16 protein-coding genes are annotated in these 16,267 nt (G+C 71.1%); 10 read left to right on the top strand and 6 right to left on the bottom strand.

The features are described from left to right. The first annotated feature begins 62 nt into the window (after positions 1-62). On the top strand, positions 63-566 hold the full coding sequence (locus tag ACZ6RT_RS18010) for a helix-turn-helix transcriptional regulator (protein ID WP_344895608.1): 504 nt from the start codon (positions 63-65) through the stop codon (positions 564-566). 197 nt (positions 567-763) lie between these two features. On the opposite strand, the gene ACZ6RT_RS18005 is transcribed toward ACZ6RT_RS18010, so the two are convergent. From ACZ6RT_RS18005 to ACZ6RT_RS17995, 3 genes are all read right to left on the bottom strand, one after another. Continuing rightward, positions 764-997, bottom strand: a complete 234-nt coding sequence (locus tag ACZ6RT_RS18005; protein ID WP_470154765.1) for an FmdB family zinc ribbon protein — start codon at positions 995-997, stop codon at positions 764-766. A gap of 31 nt (positions 998-1,028) precedes the next feature. Next, positions 1,029-1,850 (bottom strand): GNAT family N-acetyltransferase, encoded by an 822-nt coding sequence (locus ACZ6RT_RS18000; RefSeq protein WP_470154763.1) that lies wholly within the window; start codon positions 1,848-1,850, stop codon positions 1,029-1,031. A gap of 181 nt (positions 1,851-2,031) precedes the next feature. Next, positions 2,032-2,541 carry an HNH endonuclease gene (locus ACZ6RT_RS17995; protein WP_344895599.1) on the bottom strand — a complete coding sequence of 170 codons (510 nt, stop codon included), beginning with the start codon at positions 2,539-2,541 and terminating at the stop codon, positions 2,032-2,034. A gap of 329 nt (positions 2,542-2,870) precedes the next feature. Here ACZ6RT_RS17995 and ACZ6RT_RS17990 point away from each other — a divergent pair, with 329 nt between their 5' ends. From ACZ6RT_RS17990 to ACZ6RT_RS17975, 4 genes are all read left to right on the top strand, one after another. Further along, the gene (locus ACZ6RT_RS17990; protein WP_470154762.1) at positions 2,871-4,943 is read left to right on the top strand and encodes a prolyl oligopeptidase family serine peptidase; all 2,073 of its coding nucleotides are present in this window, start codon (positions 2,871-2,873) and stop codon (positions 4,941-4,943) included. 91 nt (positions 4,944-5,034) lie between these two features. After that, the gene (locus ACZ6RT_RS17985; RefSeq protein WP_470154760.1) at positions 5,035-5,856 is read left to right on the top strand and encodes a helix-turn-helix domain-containing protein; all 822 of its coding nucleotides are present in this window, start codon (positions 5,035-5,037) and stop codon (positions 5,854-5,856) included. A 75-nt stretch (positions 5,857-5,931) separates the two neighbouring features. Beyond that, the gene (locus ACZ6RT_RS17980) at positions 5,932-6,279 is read left to right on the top strand and encodes a VOC family protein (protein WP_399194673.1); all 348 of its coding nucleotides are present in this window, start codon (positions 5,932-5,934) and stop codon (positions 6,277-6,279) included. A 454-nt stretch (positions 6,280-6,733) separates the two neighbouring features. Then, a complete protein-coding gene (locus tag ACZ6RT_RS17975) occupies positions 6,734-7,750 on the top strand; it encodes a hypothetical protein (RefSeq protein ID WP_399194675.1) in 1,017 nt (338 codons plus the stop codon). A gap of 114 nt (positions 7,751-7,864) precedes the next feature. On the opposite strand, the gene purU is transcribed toward ACZ6RT_RS17975, so the two are convergent. Further along, positions 7,865-8,719 carry a formyltetrahydrofolate deformylase gene (gene purU, locus ACZ6RT_RS17970; protein WP_399194677.1) on the bottom strand — a complete coding sequence of 285 codons (855 nt, stop codon included), beginning with the start codon at positions 8,717-8,719 and terminating at the stop codon, positions 7,865-7,867. A 200-nt stretch (positions 8,720-8,919) separates the two neighbouring features. On the opposite strand from purU, the gene ACZ6RT_RS17965 reads away from it, so the two are divergent. Further along, entirely contained in the window at positions 8,920-9,378 is a 459-nt protein-coding gene (locus ACZ6RT_RS17965; RefSeq protein WP_470154757.1) for an NUDIX hydrolase, read from the top strand. A gap of 538 nt (positions 9,379-9,916) precedes the next feature. On the opposite strand, the gene ACZ6RT_RS17960 is transcribed toward ACZ6RT_RS17965, so the two are convergent. Both ACZ6RT_RS17960 and ACZ6RT_RS17955 read right to left on the bottom strand, forming a co-directional pair. Further along, on the bottom strand, positions 9,917-10,411 hold the full coding sequence (locus ACZ6RT_RS17960; protein WP_399194681.1) for a GNAT family N-acetyltransferase: 495 nt from the start codon (positions 10,409-10,411) through the stop codon (positions 9,917-9,919). Next, positions 10,408-11,979 carry an XRE family transcriptional regulator gene (locus ACZ6RT_RS17955; RefSeq protein WP_399194683.1) on the bottom strand — a complete coding sequence of 524 codons (1,572 nt, stop codon included), beginning with the start codon at positions 11,977-11,979 and terminating at the stop codon, positions 10,408-10,410. Before ACZ6RT_RS17955 ends, ACZ6RT_RS17960 begins: the two co-directional genes overlap by 4 nt. A 341-nt stretch (positions 11,980-12,320) precedes the next feature. On the opposite strand from ACZ6RT_RS17955, the gene ACZ6RT_RS17950 reads away from it, so the two are divergent. The 4 genes from ACZ6RT_RS17950 to ACZ6RT_RS17935 all read left to right on the top strand — a co-directional run bounded on the left by ACZ6RT_RS17950 (position 12,321) and on the right by ACZ6RT_RS17935 (position 16,174). Beyond that, positions 12,321-12,605 (top strand): hypothetical protein, encoded by a 285-nt coding sequence (locus ACZ6RT_RS17950; RefSeq protein WP_344895571.1) that lies wholly within the window; start codon positions 12,321-12,323, stop codon positions 12,603-12,605. A 715-nt stretch (positions 12,606-13,320) separates the two neighbouring features. Beyond that, positions 13,321-14,190 carry a mechanosensitive ion channel family protein gene (locus ACZ6RT_RS17945; RefSeq protein WP_470154754.1) on the top strand — a complete coding sequence of 290 codons (870 nt, stop codon included), beginning with the start codon at positions 13,321-13,323 and terminating at the stop codon, positions 14,188-14,190. Between the two features lie 20 nt (positions 14,191-14,210). Then, on the top strand, positions 14,211-14,609 hold the full coding sequence (locus ACZ6RT_RS17940) for a globin (RefSeq protein WP_344895565.1): 399 nt from the start codon (positions 14,211-14,213) through the stop codon (positions 14,607-14,609). 23 nt (positions 14,610-14,632) lie between these two features. Then, positions 14,633-16,174, top strand: a complete 1,542-nt coding sequence (locus ACZ6RT_RS17935) for a glycoside hydrolase family 13 protein (protein WP_470154752.1) — start codon at positions 14,633-14,635, stop codon at positions 16,172-16,174. Positions 16,175-16,267 lie beyond the last annotated feature (93 nt).

Below are 16,267 nucleotides of genomic sequence, written 5' to 3'. Positions count from 1 at the left end.
ACAGATTCCTTACCCGACAGGAAGTTCGAAAAAATGTCGGTATCGAGACGTATCATCAGGGTATGGCAACTGTCGTGAAGCCCAACGCCTGCCCGCTGACGACCGCCGAGATCGCCGCCCTCGCCCTGTCCATGGCACACCTGGGCTCGGGCCCGCAGGCCGATGCCGCCCGCAGCGGCCTGCGCCACGCCTTCCAGCACCTGGAGGTCGACGACGACGTCGTCGCGGCCACCCTGACCACCCTGATCGAGCCGCTGCCCGCGTCCGTGGCCGACCGCGCCCGGACGATCGCCAACGCCATCACCTCACGCATGGTCATCCGCCTGCACTACCGTGACGTCTCCGGGCGGATCACCGTCCGCGACGTCGACCCGGTGACCTGCATGGTTCACCGTGACCACTGGTATCTCGTCGGGATGTGCCGCATGCGCGGCGCGATCCGGGCGTTCCGGTTCGACCGGATCGTCGCCACCGAGCAGACCTTCGTGCCGGCGCGCCCGCACCGGGCCGAGGGTTTCCTGCCCTTCCAGGGCAAGCGCGCCGAGCGCGCCAGGCACGCCGCCTAGAATCCGGTCCCGGGCGGGGTCGTCCCCGCCCGGTTCCGGACGCGTCGTCCGGTCTCGTCACCCTGCGCCCTCGTCAGACGCGGGCCGGGTGACGGGGCCGGACGCCAGGGCGGGCCGACGGGACGGGGTCGCCGCGGGCGGCGTCCGCTGACGGCGCCGCGCGCGACGCGGCACCGGCCCGCGTACCGGTGGGACGGCTAGCCGCAGCATCCTCCACCGCAGCACCCGCCACCGCCACCGCCACCGGCGGCGGGCCTGGGGGCGGCGGCGGACGAGGCCGCCGAGCCGCCGGTCACCGCGACCGTGGAGAGCAGTTTCACGGTGTCGTCATGACCTTCGGGGCACGGGGCGGGCTCGCCGGAGCGGGCCATCGGCCGGGAGACCTCGAAGCTGGATCCGCAGGCGCGGCACCGGAAGTCGTATCGGGGCATGCGTCAAGCCTACCCAGGCCCGCCCGATCGTTCACCCGAAGGTGACCGAGGCGTGCTCGGCCACCGGCCGGTAGCCGATCGTCCGGTAGATCGAGTTGGACGTGGGGTTGGACAGGTCGGTGAAGAGCAGCACCTCGTCGGCCCCCTCGGCCCTCGCCCGGGCGCTCAGGGCGTGCGAGAGCGCGGTCCCGTACCCCTTCCGGCGGAACGGCGGGGGCGTGTAGACCGGGCCGACCCTGGACATCCCGCCCAGCGGGGCGGACGCCCCGGCGAACGCGACCGGCCGGCCGGCCACCTCCCAGACGGCCAGTTCCCGCCTGGTGATCCTGCTGGCGACCAGCGGGGTCATGCCGGCGGGGGCGACGCCCTCGGCCTCGATCTGGAACTCCTCGCTCCACCGGACCAGCAGGTCGAGGTCACCGGCACCCGCGACCCGGAAGGTCCCCTCGGCGGGCCGATCGGGCGGGACGGGCGAGGCGAGCCGGTAGAGGCGCTCGGAGCGCCGCCCGGTCTCGGGCCGCCACCATCGGGAGGCGAACGCCTCGACCTGCGCGAGCGGCCCGTTCACCCCGGGGATCACCCGTTCGTCCTCGATCAGGCGGGTCACGAGGTCGGGCACGGTGTCGACGGGGATGTCGGGAAGCAGCAGGAAGTGGGGAGGCGTCTGCAGCACGACGGCCTCGGTCCGGCCGTCACGCTCCAGACGGCCCAGCAGCGGGCCGTCGCCCCACAGTCCCAGGCGCACCGTGCGCAGGAGGGTGAGGGGGACGGTGTTGCGCACCGGATCCCGCAGCAGCCACGGCTCCGCCGTCGCGGCGAACGCCTCCACGTCGGAGGTGAGTGTCCACGTCATCCGACGATGATCCCCGGCCGCGATCGTCGGTGCCAGCGGATATCCGCCGGCCGGCCGGACACGGCGACGCCGCCGCGGCGCGTCCGGGGACGCGACCGCGACGGCGTCGGCGGCATCGGCGGCATCGGCGGCATCGGCGGCATCGGCGGCGTCGGTGGCATCGGCATCGATGACGTCGCCGTCAGGCGGCGCTCTCCTGGAGGTAGGGCGCCCACTGCGGGTCACCGACGGTGTGCGCGCCGATCAGCCGCCAGTGGACGCCGCGTGGCACCACCGGGGCGACGCTGAGCGTCCACCCCAGTTCCTCCAGCATCCGGTCGGCCTTGCGGTGGTTGCACGTCGTGCACGACGCCACGCAGTTCTCCCAGGTGTGGGGGCCGCCCCGGGAGCGGGGGATGACGTGGTCGATGGTCTCGGCCCGCTGGCCGCAGTAGGCGCACCGGTAGTCGTCCCGGCGCATCAGCGCGGTCCGGGTCAGCGGGATCCGCGACCGGTAGGGGATACGGACATATCTCCGAAGCCTGATCACCGAGGGGACGTCGAGCGTGCGGCTCGCCGAGCGGAACACGGCGCCCCGCCCGTCGCGGTGCACGACGTCGGCCTTCTCCCGCAGCACGAGCACGACGGCCCGGTGCAGCGACAGGGTGGTCAGGGGTTCGTAGGTTGCGTTCAAGAGCAGGACCTGGCGCATCAGCGGGCCTGTCCCGCCGTACGACACGTCTGTTGAGGGGGCACGCCACTGCGTGCCCCGGCTGGCGGCCCCTCCTGGGGCCCGGGTGCTTCCGTCACGAGGACCTCCGCCGGACGGCCCAGCGGATGCTCACCACGGCACCGTCCTTCACCAAGTTTGGCTTCTGCAACGCGGTTCCCGCCACCCATAAATGACTGGAGAGACACCTGGTACGTTTTATGCCCGCATTACCACTTTTTAACTCCTCCCGCCGATGATCTGCTACGCCCGCCGCGCAATGCCCCGCCACCACCCCCGTACGGTCGCCCGGAGGTCGTAGGGTTTCGGCCATGACGCGACAGCCATACCCTCCCGCCAGCCGTGTTGACCTCGTCGAGGAGTTGCACGGGGTCCCCGTCCCCGATCCCTACCGATGGCTGGAGGATCCCGACGATCCGGCCACGAAGGACTGGCTCGTGGGGCAGGAGAGGCTGCTGGAGACCGAGCTGGACGCCCTTCCGGGGCGCGACGCCTTCAAGGCGCGGATCGCCGAGCTGCTCGCCTCGGGCTCGATCGGCGCACCGACCTGGCGCGGAGGGCGGCGGTTCTTCATGCGCCGCGCCCCCGCCCAGGAGCACGCCGTGCTCTACACCGTCGACCCCGACGGCAGCGAGCGGGCGCTGCTCGACCCGATGGCGCTCGACCCGACCGGGCTGACCACCCTGGACTCCTGGCAGCCCGACAAGGAGGGCCGCCTGCTGGCCTACCAGGTCTCGGTGGGCGGTGACGAGGAGTCGAGCCTCTACCTGATGGACGTCGCGCTCGGCGAGCGCGTCGAGGGGCCGATCGACCGCTGCCGCTACTCCCCGGTGGCCTGGCTGCCGGGCGGCGAGGCGTTCTACTACGTGCGCAGGCTGCCCGCCACCGAGGTGCCCGAGAACGAGGAGCAGTTCCACCGCCGGGTCTACCTGCACCGGGTCGGCACCTCCACCCAGGAGGACGTCCTGATCTTCGGTGAGGGCCTGGAGAAGACCAACTACTACGGCGTCTCGGTCTCCCGCGACGGCCGCTGGCTGCAGATCTCCGCCTCCCGGGGCACCGCGCCGCGCAACGACCTCTGGGTCGCCGACCTGCACGCCTCCGCCCCCTCCTCGCCGGACCTGAGGGTCGTCCAGCAGGACGTCGACGCCCAGACCGCCCTGTACTTCGGCCGCGACGGGCGGCTGTACGTCTTCACCGACCGCGACGCGCCCCGTGCCCGCGTCTGCGTGACCGACCCCTCGGACGCGCGCTTCGAGAGCTGGCGCGACCTGATCCCGCAGGACCCCGAGGCGGTGCTGACGGACTTCGCGATCCTCGACGGCCTCGACCGGCCGGTCATGCTGGTCGCCTGGACCCGCCACGCGATCAGCGAGATCACCGTCCACGACCTGGTCTCCGGCGAGCGCGTCGGGGAGGTGCCGACCCCCGGCCTGGGCACCATCGGCGGCATCAGCGAGCGGCCCGAGGGCGGTCACGAGGCCTGGTTCGGCTACACCGACAACACCACGCCGCCGACCATCCAGCGCTACGACGCCCGCAGCGGGGAGACGACCCTGTGGGCCGCCTCCCCCGGCGCCGTCGAGGTTCCGGCCGTCGACACCAGGCAGGTGACCTACCGCTCCGCCGACGGCAGCGAGGTCCACATGCTGGTGATCTCCCCTCCCGGCGCCGAGGGGCCGCGCCCCACCGTCCTGTACGGCTACGGCGGCTTCGGCATCTCGATGACCCCGGGCTACTCGGCGTCCATCCTGAGCTGGGTCGAGTCGGGCGGCACGTACGCGATCGCCCAGCTGCGCGGCGGCGGCGAGCAGGGCGAGGAGTGGCACCGGGCCGGGATGCTGGCCCACAAGCAGAACGTCTTCGACGACCTGCACGCGGCGGCCGAGCACCTGATCGCGACCGGTGTGACCACCTCCGCCCAGCTGGCCATCTCCGGCGGCTCGAACGGCGGTCTCCTGGTCGGCGCGGCCCTGACCCAGCGTCCCGAGCTGTACGCCGCGGTGGTCTGCTCGGCACCGCTGCTCGACATGATCCGCTACGAGCTGTTCGGGCTGGGCGCGACGTGGAACGTCGAGTACGGCTCCGCGGAGAAGCCCGACGAGTTCGCCTGGCTGCACGCCTACTCGCCGTACCACAACGTGCGGGAGGGGGTCTCCTACCCGGCGACGCTGTTCACCGTCTTCCAGTCCGACACCCGGGTCCACCCGCTGCACGCCTGGAAGATGTGCGCGGCCCTGCAGCACGCCCAGGCCGGGGACCGGCCGATCCTGCTCCGCAACGAGATGGAGGCCGGTCACGGGGCCCGCGCGGTGAGCAAGACCGTCGAGCTGGTCGCCGACCAGCTCACCTTCCTCGCCCACCACACCGGCCTGACCTCCTGAGGAGGGCGCCGAGAACGGGCGCGTCCGGCCCCGGGACGCGCCCCGGGCGTCCCGGGGCCGAACCGTCGGTGGGGCCGGTTATGGTCGGGGCGTGCACGACGACGCGAACGAGACGGGGGCGGCCGAGGGCCTGAGCTTCACCGTGGGGGAACCCGGTTCCCTCCTGCGTCCCCATGTCACCGAGATGTCGGCCTACAGCGAGCGGTACGCCCTGCCCAGGGCCCGGAGGCAGCCACCCTTCCCCGGCATCGTGATGATCTTCGGGTTCGGCGCGCCGCTCGCGCTGAGCGGGCCCGGGGGTGACCGTAGGCTGGCCTCGTTCGCCGCGGGCCTGCACGACACCTACGTCGACACCGTCACCGCCGGGCCCGCCGAGGGGCTGCAGGTCGACCTCACGCCTTTCGGGGCCAGGAGGCTGCTCGGGGTGCCCTTGCGGGAGCTGGCCAACCGGGTGGTGTCCCTGGAGGAGGTCCTGGGAGGCTGGGCCACGACCACGATCGAGCGGCTGGCCGAGACCCCCGGCCGGGCGGCCCGCCTGGCCCTGCTGGACGCGGTGCTCGGCCGGCGGATCGGCGAGGCCCCCGCCCCCGACCGCCGCGTCGCCTGGGCCTGGGGCCGGCTGGTCGCCGCCCGGGGCGCGGTGCCCGTGGCGTCCCTCGCCGCCGAGCTGGGATGGAGCCACCGCCACCTGGTCTCCCGCTTCCACGACCAGATCGGGCTGGCTCCCAAGGCCGCGGCCAGGGTCCTGCGGTTCCAGCACGCCACCGGCCGCCTGAGATCCGGCCTGTCCGCGGCCGACACCGCCGCCGCCTGCGGCTACTACGACCAGGCCCACATGAACCGCGACTTCCGGGCCATGGCCGGGGCCACTCCCGGAGAGATGACGGCGCCCGCGTTCCCCGTCCCGGGGTGACCAGGTCAGATTCGTCCAATCCCTCCGTGTTCTCCGGTGGCATCGTGATCGGGAACCACCACGGAGGAGAGAGACATGCGCACGGTGTATCCACTGGTCATGTACCGCGACCCGGTCAAGGCCGTCGACTGGCTGACCCAGGCGTTCGGATTCGAGGTCAAGGAACTGCACACCTCACCCGAGGGGAGGGTCGAGCACGGTGAGCTGCTCGTCGGCACCGGGATGATCATGACCGGCACGGGAGAGCCCGGCGGGCCGGGGGTCTACGTCGTCGTTGACGACCCCGACGCCCACCACGACAGGGCCGTCACGGCCGGCGCCGTGGTCACCAGGGAGCTGAGCGACCAGTCCTACGGATCCCGCGACTACGCCTGCAAGGATCCCGAGGGGAACGAGTGGTACTTCGGGACGTATCAGCCCTGATCCGGGGGGCCGGCCCTGATCTCGGGGTCCGCTCCTGATCCCGGGGGTCCCGGGAGCGTCGCGGGTCGTGTCCATGGGGGCGGTCACGACCCGCACGTCCCGGACGAAAAGACCGCGTCAATGATCAGAGCTTTGCCTCGGGTTGCCGAACCGGGGGTGTCGGCCCCGGGGCGGCCGATCGTACTGTGACGGCTACCGTGGAGAATACGGAGCGTCGACATGACCGCAGCAGCGAGTACGCGAGCAGTGCCCGTCCCGCCGCCGGTCACGGCCGCCCGCGTCGGCGCCCCTGACGTCCGGATCGCCGCCGCCGGCACCCCCGGCACCGGTGGGGCCTGATGCCCGCCCCTCCCCCGGCCCCGGGACGTCCTCGCGGCGCCGTTCCGCGTCCTTGCGGCGCCGTTCCGCGTCCTCCCACGGTCGTAGCCCGGGATCTCCACGCTGGAGGTATTCGATGAGCGTGCCGATGGACATCGCGCGGCGGCTGGCGGAGGCGGTGCTGTACGAGGGGCGCCTGCTCTACCCCCACCTCACCCCGGCGGCCAAGGACCAGGTGCGCCGGCGGTTCGGGGTCCTGGTACCACCGGGGTTCACGGCCACCGCCGACCACTCGGCCAGCGTGACCGAGTGCCTCCTCGAAGGGGCCGCGTACGCCGTGGTCCACCTGAACCTGCGTTTCCTGCACGTCAGGACGCGCTGCGTCGAGCGGGCCGAGGACGACGGCTACTGGCCGGTCCAGCAGCTGCGCAACGGCCACCGCACCTACCTCACCTTCGACGAGGCCACCGAGCGGGAGGTGGAGGCGGTCTTCCCGGTCGCCGGTCTGCTCGGCACGCCCGCCCGGGTGGTCGAGGTGCGGATCCCCGGCGATCGCGTGATCGAGCCGATCGCCTCCCCGTCCGGGGAGATCGTGGGCCGGCTCGTCTCCGAGCACCTGCCGCTGCACGCGGCCCTCACGGTCTCCGCCGAGCGCGTTCCGGGACCGTACGGTCTGATCAGGTTGCGTGCCCGGGTGGAGAACACCGACGACTGGAAGCCGCTGGGAGCCCCGCGCGAGCAGGCGCTCCGGCACTCGCTGATCTCGGCGCACCTGATCGTCGCGGTGACCGCCGGCGCCTTCGTCTCCCTGCTCGACCCGCCCGAGTGGGCGCGGCCGGCCGTGGAGACCTGCCGTAACGAGCACACCTGGCCCGTCCTGGTGGGAGAGCCGGGCCACCGGGACGTGGTGCTCTCCTCGCCGATCATCCTGCACGACCATCCGGACGTCTCACCGGACAGACCCGAGGGTCTCCTCGACGCCGCCGCGCTCGACGAGCTGTTCCACCTGCGCACGCTCACGCTCACCGAGCAGGAGAGCCGCGCCGCCGACACCCGGGCGGCCGGGTTCGCCGAGGCGGCCGGGGACGCGCCGCCCGAACCGGCCGAGGGGGCCGTCACCGACGGGACGGACGGGCACGGGACGGTCGCCTGAGGCCCACGTGAGAGGCACGCGACGACCGCACCGGTCACATGACGAGCGCGGTGATCACATGACGGTCGTACAGGCCACGTGACGACCGCACCGGTCAGGTGGCGATCACGGTGGTCAGCGGGGGAAGACGATCGTCTTGTGGCCGTCGAGCAGGACCCGCTGCTCGGTGTGCCAGCGGACCGCGCGGGCCAGGGCCTGGCACTCGACGTCGCGTCCGATGGCGGCGAGATCCTCGGCGGAGTGGGTGTGGTTCACCCGGGCCACCTCCTGCTCGATGATCGGCCCTTCGTCGAGGTCGGCGGTCACGTAGTGCGCCGTCGCGCCGATCAGCTTCACGCCCCGCGCGTGCGCCTGGTGGTAGGGCTTGGCCCCCTTGAACGACGGCAGGAACGAGTGGTGAATGTTGATCACGTTGCCGGCGAGCTTGCCGCAGAGATCCTCCGACAACACCTGCATGTAGCGGGCGAGCACCACCAGATCAGCCCGGTAGTGATCGACGAGGGTGAGCACCTCCGCCTCCTGCCTGGGCTTGGTCTCGGGGGTGACCGGCAGGTGGTGGTAGTCGATGCCGTACGACTGGGTCAGCGGGCGCAGGTCGGGATGGTTGGAGACGACCGCGACGATCTCTATGTCGAGCAGGCCGGAACGGGTCCGGTAGAGCAGGTCGTTCAGGCAGTGGCCGAACCTGCTGACCATCACCAGCACGCGCGGCTTGACCGAGACGTCGCGCAGCCTGAAGTCCATGCCGAGTTCCGGGGCCAGCGCCGCGACGGCCTCGCGCAGTTCCGCGTCGGGCAGCGGGGAGGCGAACTGCACCCGCATGAAGAACCGCTCGGCCACGGCGTCCCCGAACTGCTGGCTCTCGATGATGTTGCATCCTCGTCCGGCCAGGAGACCGGAGACCGCGGCCACCACGCCGGGACGGTCCGGGCAGGAGAGCGTCAACACATACTCGGCCCTGGAACTCATGCCTTCACCCTTGAGCTTGAGGAGGTGGATCGTACGGTGCTCGCACCTGACCTGGGCAGGGTACAGCGAATCCCGGCGCCGCATCCGCCGGTCCGGAACGCCGTCCACGACGCCTTCCGGGACGCGGGCCGCCACGGGGCCGTCACCGGGTCACACCGGGCTCCGGCCCGGCGGGGTACGGGTGGTAGCGTCCCTGGCCCATGGGGGACTCTCAGCCGAACGACCGGCCCGCGGCCAGGGTGATCTGTGTGGACGCCTCCGGACGGGTGCTCCTGATGCACTGGCGTGACACCACCAGCGGCCACACCCTGTGGGAACCGCCCGGTGGCGGTATCGACCCGGGCGAGACCCCCCTGCAGGCCGCCCGGCGGGAGCTCACCGAGGAGACGGGCCTGCCCGGGGAGGCGGTGCTGGACCGGTGGGTTCCGGTACGCCGGGAGTTCGACTGGCTCGGCGTCCACTACGCCAAGACCGAGCGGTTCTACCTGGCCAGGTTCGAGGACGGCCCTGAAGCGGGCGCGGTGTCGCTGACCGCCGAGGAGGACACCACCTTCCTGGGCTCCGGCTGGTTCTCCGTGGCGGAGATGACCGACCTGCCCGGTTTCCTGGAGCCCCCCGACCTGCCGGAGGTCGTCCGCCGCCTCACCCTGCTGGGCTGACCGGCGGATCATTCCGCCGCCCCGCCCGGACGCCCGAGGAAGAGCCGTCCGGATCGTCCCGCCCGCGGACCCCCTGCCGGACCGACCGGGACACGCCCTGGACCGACCGGACACACCTTGGACCGGCCGGGACACGTCCTGGACCGATCGGGACACCCCGCTGGAACCGGCCGATCCGCTTGGGGCCGTAATACACCCGACGCGGGACCGGAAATCCATACAAACGCGTCACACCTCAGGGGCCCGCATATTCCTCGACGCCATTACAGACCGAAAAAGGCCATCACAGGGCCGTAAAGTATGACGCAGAAGGGCGCGAGAGTGGTCCCCGATCCCATGGACCGGGGCCGCCCTCCCTCGCCGAAAAGACCTTCACCCCTTGTGGATGACTCCGGCGACACCACCGAGTCGGGAAACGCCGGGCTTGTGAACAATGATCTTTTTCATCGTACGCACCAGAGAATGTCGACGGATGAGAAGACCCAGTATTCCGCTGTTTCCGCGATCGGCAATACCTGGAGCGAAGCGGTTCACCAACTTACTGCGTTAAAGAGGACATAGCGGATATAAGGTCTTTTTCTCCGTAGATAACGGTGCATCCTCCTCGCTCCTCCCGGCGAATCTCCCGCCATCCGAATCTGCGGTAGAGCTCCATCGCCGCGGGCTGGTTCAGGGTGGTGTCCCCGCAGAGCCGGGCGTACCCCAGCTCGACCGCGCGGGCCTCCAGGGCGAGGGCCATCTGTGCACCGAACCCGCGCCGCTGGAACTCCGGATGGACCCGCAACCGGCACATCTCGGCGCTCCGGTCGTCGACGCGACGGAGCCCTCCCATCGTGACGATGCGCCCGCCGGGCATCTCGCCCACCAGGAACTCCCCCCGGTCGGCGAGATAGACCTCGCCGATCCTGGGGAAGTCGTCCTCGTAGTAGACGCCGTCCCCGGGCGCGAGCCCCACCTGGGCAAGGCATATCTGGTGCAGCGCCCAGACGGTTTCGAGGTCGGACCAGCGATAACGCCGGAGCGTCGGCCTCAACTCTCCCTCCCGTCGGCCACCGGATCCGCCACCGGGACGCCGCGGCTGCGCAGCGAGTCCAGGTAGATCCTGAGCTTGGGATGGCCGGGAGCCTTCACCTCGGCCTGCCGGGCCACCTCGTGCGCGCGCTGCATGAGGATGTCGGGCCTGCACTCGTCGTCGAGGCCCTCGATCGTGCGCTGGGCGATGTCCAGGGCCTCCTCCACGTCGCCTTCGAGGATCTTGCACTGGGCGCGGTCGAGTTTGATGATGGTCGGATCCAGCCAGTCGGCCGGGCCGTACTTGGTGAGCGCCTGTTCCAGGATGAGGTCGGCCTCCATCGCCTGCCCGAGCTTGACCAGCGCGTCCCCCTGGTGGAAGTACAGCTGGCGCTCGGTGTAGCCGAAGGTGGAGTCGTCCTGTTCGGCGGCGGTCATCTGGGAGAAGGCCGCCCTGGCCCGGGACAGGGCCCGTTTGGCCTGGTCGACCACGTCCTTCTTGCCCGCGCCCGACATCATCGCCAGCGCGCGGGCCTCCACCACCGGGGCCATCGCCTGGGCCGCGCAGGGGGTCTGCCCGGCCAGGTCCCGGCTCTTCTTCGCCAGGTTGAGCGCCTCGCGCGGATCGCCGTAGTAGAGCGGGACCAGGGCCTCCCTGGCCGTGACCCACGCCCGCAGCGCGCGGTCCCCGGTCTCGTCGGCGGCGGTCCTGCCGGTACGGAAGAACGACCGGGCGAGCCGGTGGTCACCGAGATTGATCATGATCATGCCGCTCAGCCCGGCGAGCTGGGCGGCCATCCGGCAGAGCCGTTCCTGCAGGTCGACCGGCTGGCGCCGCTCCATCGCCTTGCGCACCGCGCTGAACTCCAGCATGACGTCGCACAGCAGCCGGAGCGGCGGAGTGTTCATGTACTGGCGGCCGAAGCCGATGGTCGACTCCTCCCACTGGTCGAGCATGGCGGGCGAGACGGTGGCCGAGACCAGCGTGTCGTCCATCCTCCTGCGGATGCTCTCCACCGATCCGAGCACCTGGCCGTCCAGCGCGATGCCGCTGCCCGCCAGGAGCTGTAAGAGTGTCCTCCGTAGCACGTTCTCGTCCTCCTCGCCCCCGTCCGCGGAAAGGCCGAGGCCGATCGGCTGGATCAGCAGCTCTCGCGGACCAGGGGAAGTGTCGGGTCTTCCATCCTGGAGATCGCCTCGGACGACACCGGGCATCTTGTGGCCGTGGCCGCAGATGCACGGGCCGTCGTACCCGAGGGAGGCCGGCTCGACCCGGTAGGCGGAGCACAGGTAGTGCAGGTACTCGGGACCGGGCCGCTTCAGCCCGCTCTCGTACGCGGACAGGAGCGTCTCGCCGATGCCCGGGGCCGACTTGCCGTCGCGTTCGAACAGCGCCCGTATCTGTTCGATGACGTCCGCGAGGGCGACGCCGTGCGCGAGCCGGTGACCTTTAATCCGTGTGGTCCCGAATTGCGCACTGCATTTGTCATGAATTTCCTCGGCTATCTGCGCCGAGGACTTCCCGGACGCCAGGCCACGAGCCCGGATCCGTCGTGCCAACTCTGTCTCCCTGTGCTGCCTGCCGGACATACCGGCCCCTCTCTCGTGGCCAGCCGGGGCTGGCCGGCACACGTTGTCCCGACCGGTCCTCTCCCCCTTGACTCAGTGTGATCTTTCTGTCGCACTGCGCCTACCGAGAATGATGGACCACGTTTGACTCATCCGGAACGCACAAATAAAGCCATGGGCTAAGAATCGTCCTCCCGGGGGCTGTTTCTTTCAACCCACTTGGCACAACGTCCACCCTGAACTGGGTTTTCCCCGAATTGACCCATGGGCCCACCGTGAGTCATCTTTGGCGAGCAGCACCGAATGCGTGATCGAGCGAACACGGTTCGGCGCCGGCAACCGACATCACGAGGAGGGACGAGGTGGGTGAAGACGATTTCCGGCACCTGGAACGACTGGTGACGGAGCTTGACTGCCGCGGGCTGCACGCCCGCGTGGTACGGACCCACTCGGGCCGCACGTTCGTGCGTGTGATCAACCCCAAGGCGACCAGCCTGGCGGAGAACGTCACCTGCCGAGCCCAGGCCGCCCCCAGCCATCGGGATTGGTACTACTGGTGGTCCTGGGGCGAGAAGATGCACACGGTGGAGGACCCCGCCGGTGCCGCGACCAAGGTCGCACGCGTACTCGCCGCGGTAGGAGAGTGAGGTGAGCGGCGCAACGGCCGGTGTTCCGGCCGGTGCGCCGCGCCTGCCGCGGCTCGACGGAGCCGGCGGGGCGACCGGTGCGGAGCGTCCTCGGACGCTGGTCGTCCCGCCGGCTCCGAATCGGCCGGACGGGCCCGCCCCCTCGGGCCCGTCCCGGCCCGGCGGCCACCCTCGCGAGGTGAGCCGCCCGCACGGACCGGCCTTGCGAACCGGTCGCCCGCGGGACCTCCCGCGACACGCCTCGGCTCCGTCGGGCCGAGGCCCCCGAACCGATCCGAAGCACAGACTGCCGTCCGGCCTCTCGTCCGGACGGTGACAGGAGGGGATTCCTCTCGGGAACGACACGGGACACGCTTCCGGGTGCGTGTCCCGTCCGGGCCACCCGTCACCGGGGCATCCGGGTCCGCCCCCCGCGGCCCCTGATCCGGATGTCCCCGTCTTCCCCGGCGTGATGTGACGGAGGCCGGTTCGATCGGCAAGATGGGTGGGTCATCAGACGCGCCCGGCCGGCCATCGATCCGATCCGAGAGGGATCCACTCCGTGTTCCTGCTTTCCCCCACGCCCGTTCCCACCCCGAGTCCCAGCCCGTCCCCCGTCCCGACCCCGACCGTCACGACGACGCTGGATCCAGCCGAGAGCGTCAAGGGGCTTTTGGACATGAGCGCGGGCCTGACGAGGGGATGCGGGGACGGCGGGGGGATACTCTGCGATCTCGTGCAGACCATCATCCCGGCCAACTGGGCCCCCGTGGTCGCGGCCGCCCTCGCCCTCGTGCTCGTGATCGTGATCGCGCTGATCCTGCGCAACGTGGCGCACCGGCTGATCAACCGCGTGGTGCGGCGGGCGTCCTCCGGGCGTACCTCACTGGCGGGACGGCTGCGCGGCAGGGACACGCCGGCCCCCGAGGGCCTGGACGCGATCCTGGCCGAGCGGCGCAGGCAGCGGTCCGAGACCATGGGCTCGGTGCTCAAGCACGTCGCCTCCATCATCATCCTCGGCACCGCCGTGCTGACCGTCCTGGAGCGGCTCACGATACCCATCGCCCCCCTGCTGACCAGCGTCGGAATCGTGGGCGTGGCGATCGGCTTCGGCGCCCAGGAGCTCGTCAAGGACTTCATCGCCGGGATGTTCATGCTCCTGGAGGACCAGTACGGCGTGGGCGACGTGATCGACGCCGGTGCCGCGGTGGGCACCGTGGAGGCGGTCACCCTGCGCATCACCCGCCTGCGCGACGCCGACGGCCGGGTCTGGTACGTGCGCAACGGCACCATCACCCGGGTCGGCAACGAGTCCCAGGGCTGGTCGCGCGCCACCGTGGACGTGCCGGTGGCCTACACCTCCGACGTCCCGGCCGTCCGCGACCTGCTCAAGGCGACCGTCGAGGAGATGTGGGAGGACCCGGACCTCCGCTCCGTCATCGTGGAGGAGCCGCAGGTCTGGGGCATCGAGCAGATCTCCGACACCTCGGTCATCTTCCGGATCAGCGCGAAGACCCTCCCCTCCAAGCAGGCCGAGATCGCCCGCGAGCTCCGCCTCCGGGTCAAGACGGCCCTGGACCGGGCCTCCATCCCGATCGCCGGCTGACGTCGATTAGGCTGGAGCACGTGTCCGCCACCCCCGAGGAACCAGAGTCCTTCTACGACGCCGTCGGCGGCGAGGAGGCTTTCAGGCGTCTGGTGCACCACTTCTACCAGGGAGTGGCCACCGACCCGCTGCTCCGGCCGCTCTACCCCGAGGACGACCTCGAAGGCGCCGAGGATCGGCTGCGGCTGTTCCTCATCCAGTACTGGGGCGGCCCCAACACCTACAGCACCCAGCGGGGGCACCCGCGCCTGCGGATGCGGCACAACCCGTTCGTCATCCGCTCGGCCGAGCGCGACGCCTGGCTCAGGCACATGCACGACGCGGTGGCCTCCCTGGAGCTCCCCGAGGACCTGGAGAAACGCCTCTGGGACTACCTCGTGTACGCGGCGCACAGCATGGTCAACGCCCCCGACGCATAAACCCCGCCGACCGGGGGCAACCCATGCTCATGGAAACCCCCTGGTGGCGTGACGCCGTCGTCTACGAGATCTACGTTCGCAGCTTCGCCGACGCCTCCGGAGACGGCGTCGGCGACCTGCCCGGCATCAGGCGACGCCTGCCGTACCTCGCCGAGCTCGGCGTGGACGCGATCTGGCTGACCCCCTTCTACCGCTCCCCGATGGCCGACGGCGGCTACGACGTGGCCGACTACCGCGACGTCGACCCGCTCTTCGGCACGCTCTCCGACTTCGACGACCTGGTGGCCGACGCGCACCGGCTGGGCCTGCGGGTCATCGTGGACATCGTCCCGAACCACAGCTCCTCGGCGCACGAGTGGTTCCAGGCCGCGCTGCGCGGCGAGGGACGCGACCGCTACATCTTCCGCGACGGAGGGGACCTGCCGCCCAACAACTGGCAGTCGACCTTCAGCGGCCCGGCCTGGAGCAAGGCGCCCGACGGGCAGTGGTACCTTCACCTCTTCGCCCCCGAGCAGCCCGACTTCAACTGGCGCAACCCCGAGGTGCACGCCGAGTTCCTCGACGTGCTGCGGTTCTGGCTGGACCGGGGGGTGGACGGGTTCAGGATCGACGTGGCGATGGGCCTGTACAAGGCCGAGGGGCTGCCGGACACGCCTCCGGAGGACCAGGCGTTCAAGGCCGAGTCCCCGATCTGGGGACGGCCCGAGGTGCACGAGGTCTACCGCGAGTGGCGCAAGGTGCTCGACTCCTACGACGGTGAGCGGATGGCCATCGGCGAGGTCTGGACCGACTCCGCCGAGGACCTCGCGCTCTACGTCCGTCCCGACGAGCTGCACCAGAGCTTCAACTTCGCCTGGCTGGAGGCGCCCTGGTCCGGGGCCGCGTTCAAGAAGGTCATCGACGACACGCTGGCCGCCGTGACCGCCCCCACCTGGGTGCTCTCCAACCACGACGTGATCCGGCACGTGACCCGGTACGGCGACGGCCTGACGAACTCCACGACGGGTCTGGCCCGCGCGCGTGCGGCGCTGCTCGCCATGCTCGCCCTGCCGGGATCGGCATATCTCTACCAGGGGGAGGAACTGGGCCTCCCCGAGGTGAAGGATCTTCCCCCGGAGGCCCGCCAGGACCCGATCTTCGCCCGGTCCGAGGGGAAGCTGCCCGGCCGGGACGGGTGCCGGGTCCCGCTGCCCTGGTCGGGGGTGTCCGAGCCGTACGGCTTCTCCCCGGACGGGACGCGGCCCTGGCTGCCCCAGCCGGTCGAGTGGGTGGTGCTGTCGGCCGAGCGCCAGTCGAACGACCCGGGCTCGACGCTGAGCTTCTACCGGGAGGCCCTGCGCGCCCGCCGCGACCTGCGCGGCACCCTGCCCGACGAGATCACCTGGCTGGAGAGCTCCGGGGACGCTCTTGTCTTCAGGCGGGGACCGCTGACCTGCGTCATCAACTGCGGCATCGAGCCGGTGAAGCTGCCCCCGCACGACCGCGTCCTGATCGGCAGCGCTCCGGTCGAGGGGCACCTGCTGCTGCCGGACACGGCGGTCTGGCTGGCCACCTCCGGCGCCTGACGCCCCGGGGGGGGGGGGGGGGGGGGGGGGGGGGGGGGGGGGGGGGGGGGGGGGGGGGGGGGGGGGTGGGGGGGGGGGGGGGGGGGGTGGGCG

Source organism: Streptosporangium sp. NPDC050148 (assembly GCF_055586505.1).
The sequence above is the reverse complement of the archived record's forward strand: the minus strand, read 5'-3'. Positions and strand labels throughout refer to the sequence as shown.

Coding starts and splice junctions, on each gene's coding strand:
- ACZ6RT_RS17980 (WP_399194673.1), top strand. CDS start 5,932: ATGCGCACGGTGTATCCACTGGTCATGTACCGCGACCCGGTCAAGGCC.
- ACZ6RT_RS17975 (WP_399194675.1), top strand. CDS start 6,734: ATGAGCGTGCCGATGGACATCGCGCGGCGGCTGGCGGAGGCGGTGCTG.
- ACZ6RT_RS17995 (WP_344895599.1), bottom strand. CDS start 2,541: ATGCGCCAGGTCCTGCTCTTGAACGCAACCTACGAACCCCTGACCACC.
- ACZ6RT_RS17935 (WP_470154752.1), top strand. CDS start 14,633: ATGCTCATGGAAACCCCCTGGTGGCGTGACGCCGTCGTCTACGAGATC.
- ACZ6RT_RS18000 (WP_470154763.1), bottom strand. CDS start 1,850: ATGACGTGGACACTCACCTCCGACGTGGAGGCGTTCGCCGCGACGGCG.
- purU (WP_399194677.1), bottom strand. CDS start 8,719: ATGAGTTCCAGGGCCGAGTATGTGTTGACGCTCTCCTGCCCGGACCGT.
- ACZ6RT_RS18010 (WP_344895608.1), top strand. CDS start 63: ATGGCAACTGTCGTGAAGCCCAACGCCTGCCCGCTGACGACCGCCGAG.
- ACZ6RT_RS17965 (WP_470154757.1), top strand. CDS start 8,920: ATGGGGGACTCTCAGCCGAACGACCGGCCCGCGGCCAGGGTGATCTGT.
- ACZ6RT_RS17955 (WP_399194683.1), bottom strand. CDS start 11,979: ATGTCCGGCAGGCAGCACAGGGAGACAGAGTTGGCACGACGGATCCGG.
- ACZ6RT_RS17990 (WP_470154762.1), top strand. CDS start 2,871: ATGACGCGACAGCCATACCCTCCCGCCAGCCGTGTTGACCTCGTCGAG.
- ACZ6RT_RS18005 (WP_470154765.1), bottom strand. CDS start 997: ATGCCCCGATACGACTTCCGGTGCCGCGCCTGCGGATCCAGCTTCGAG.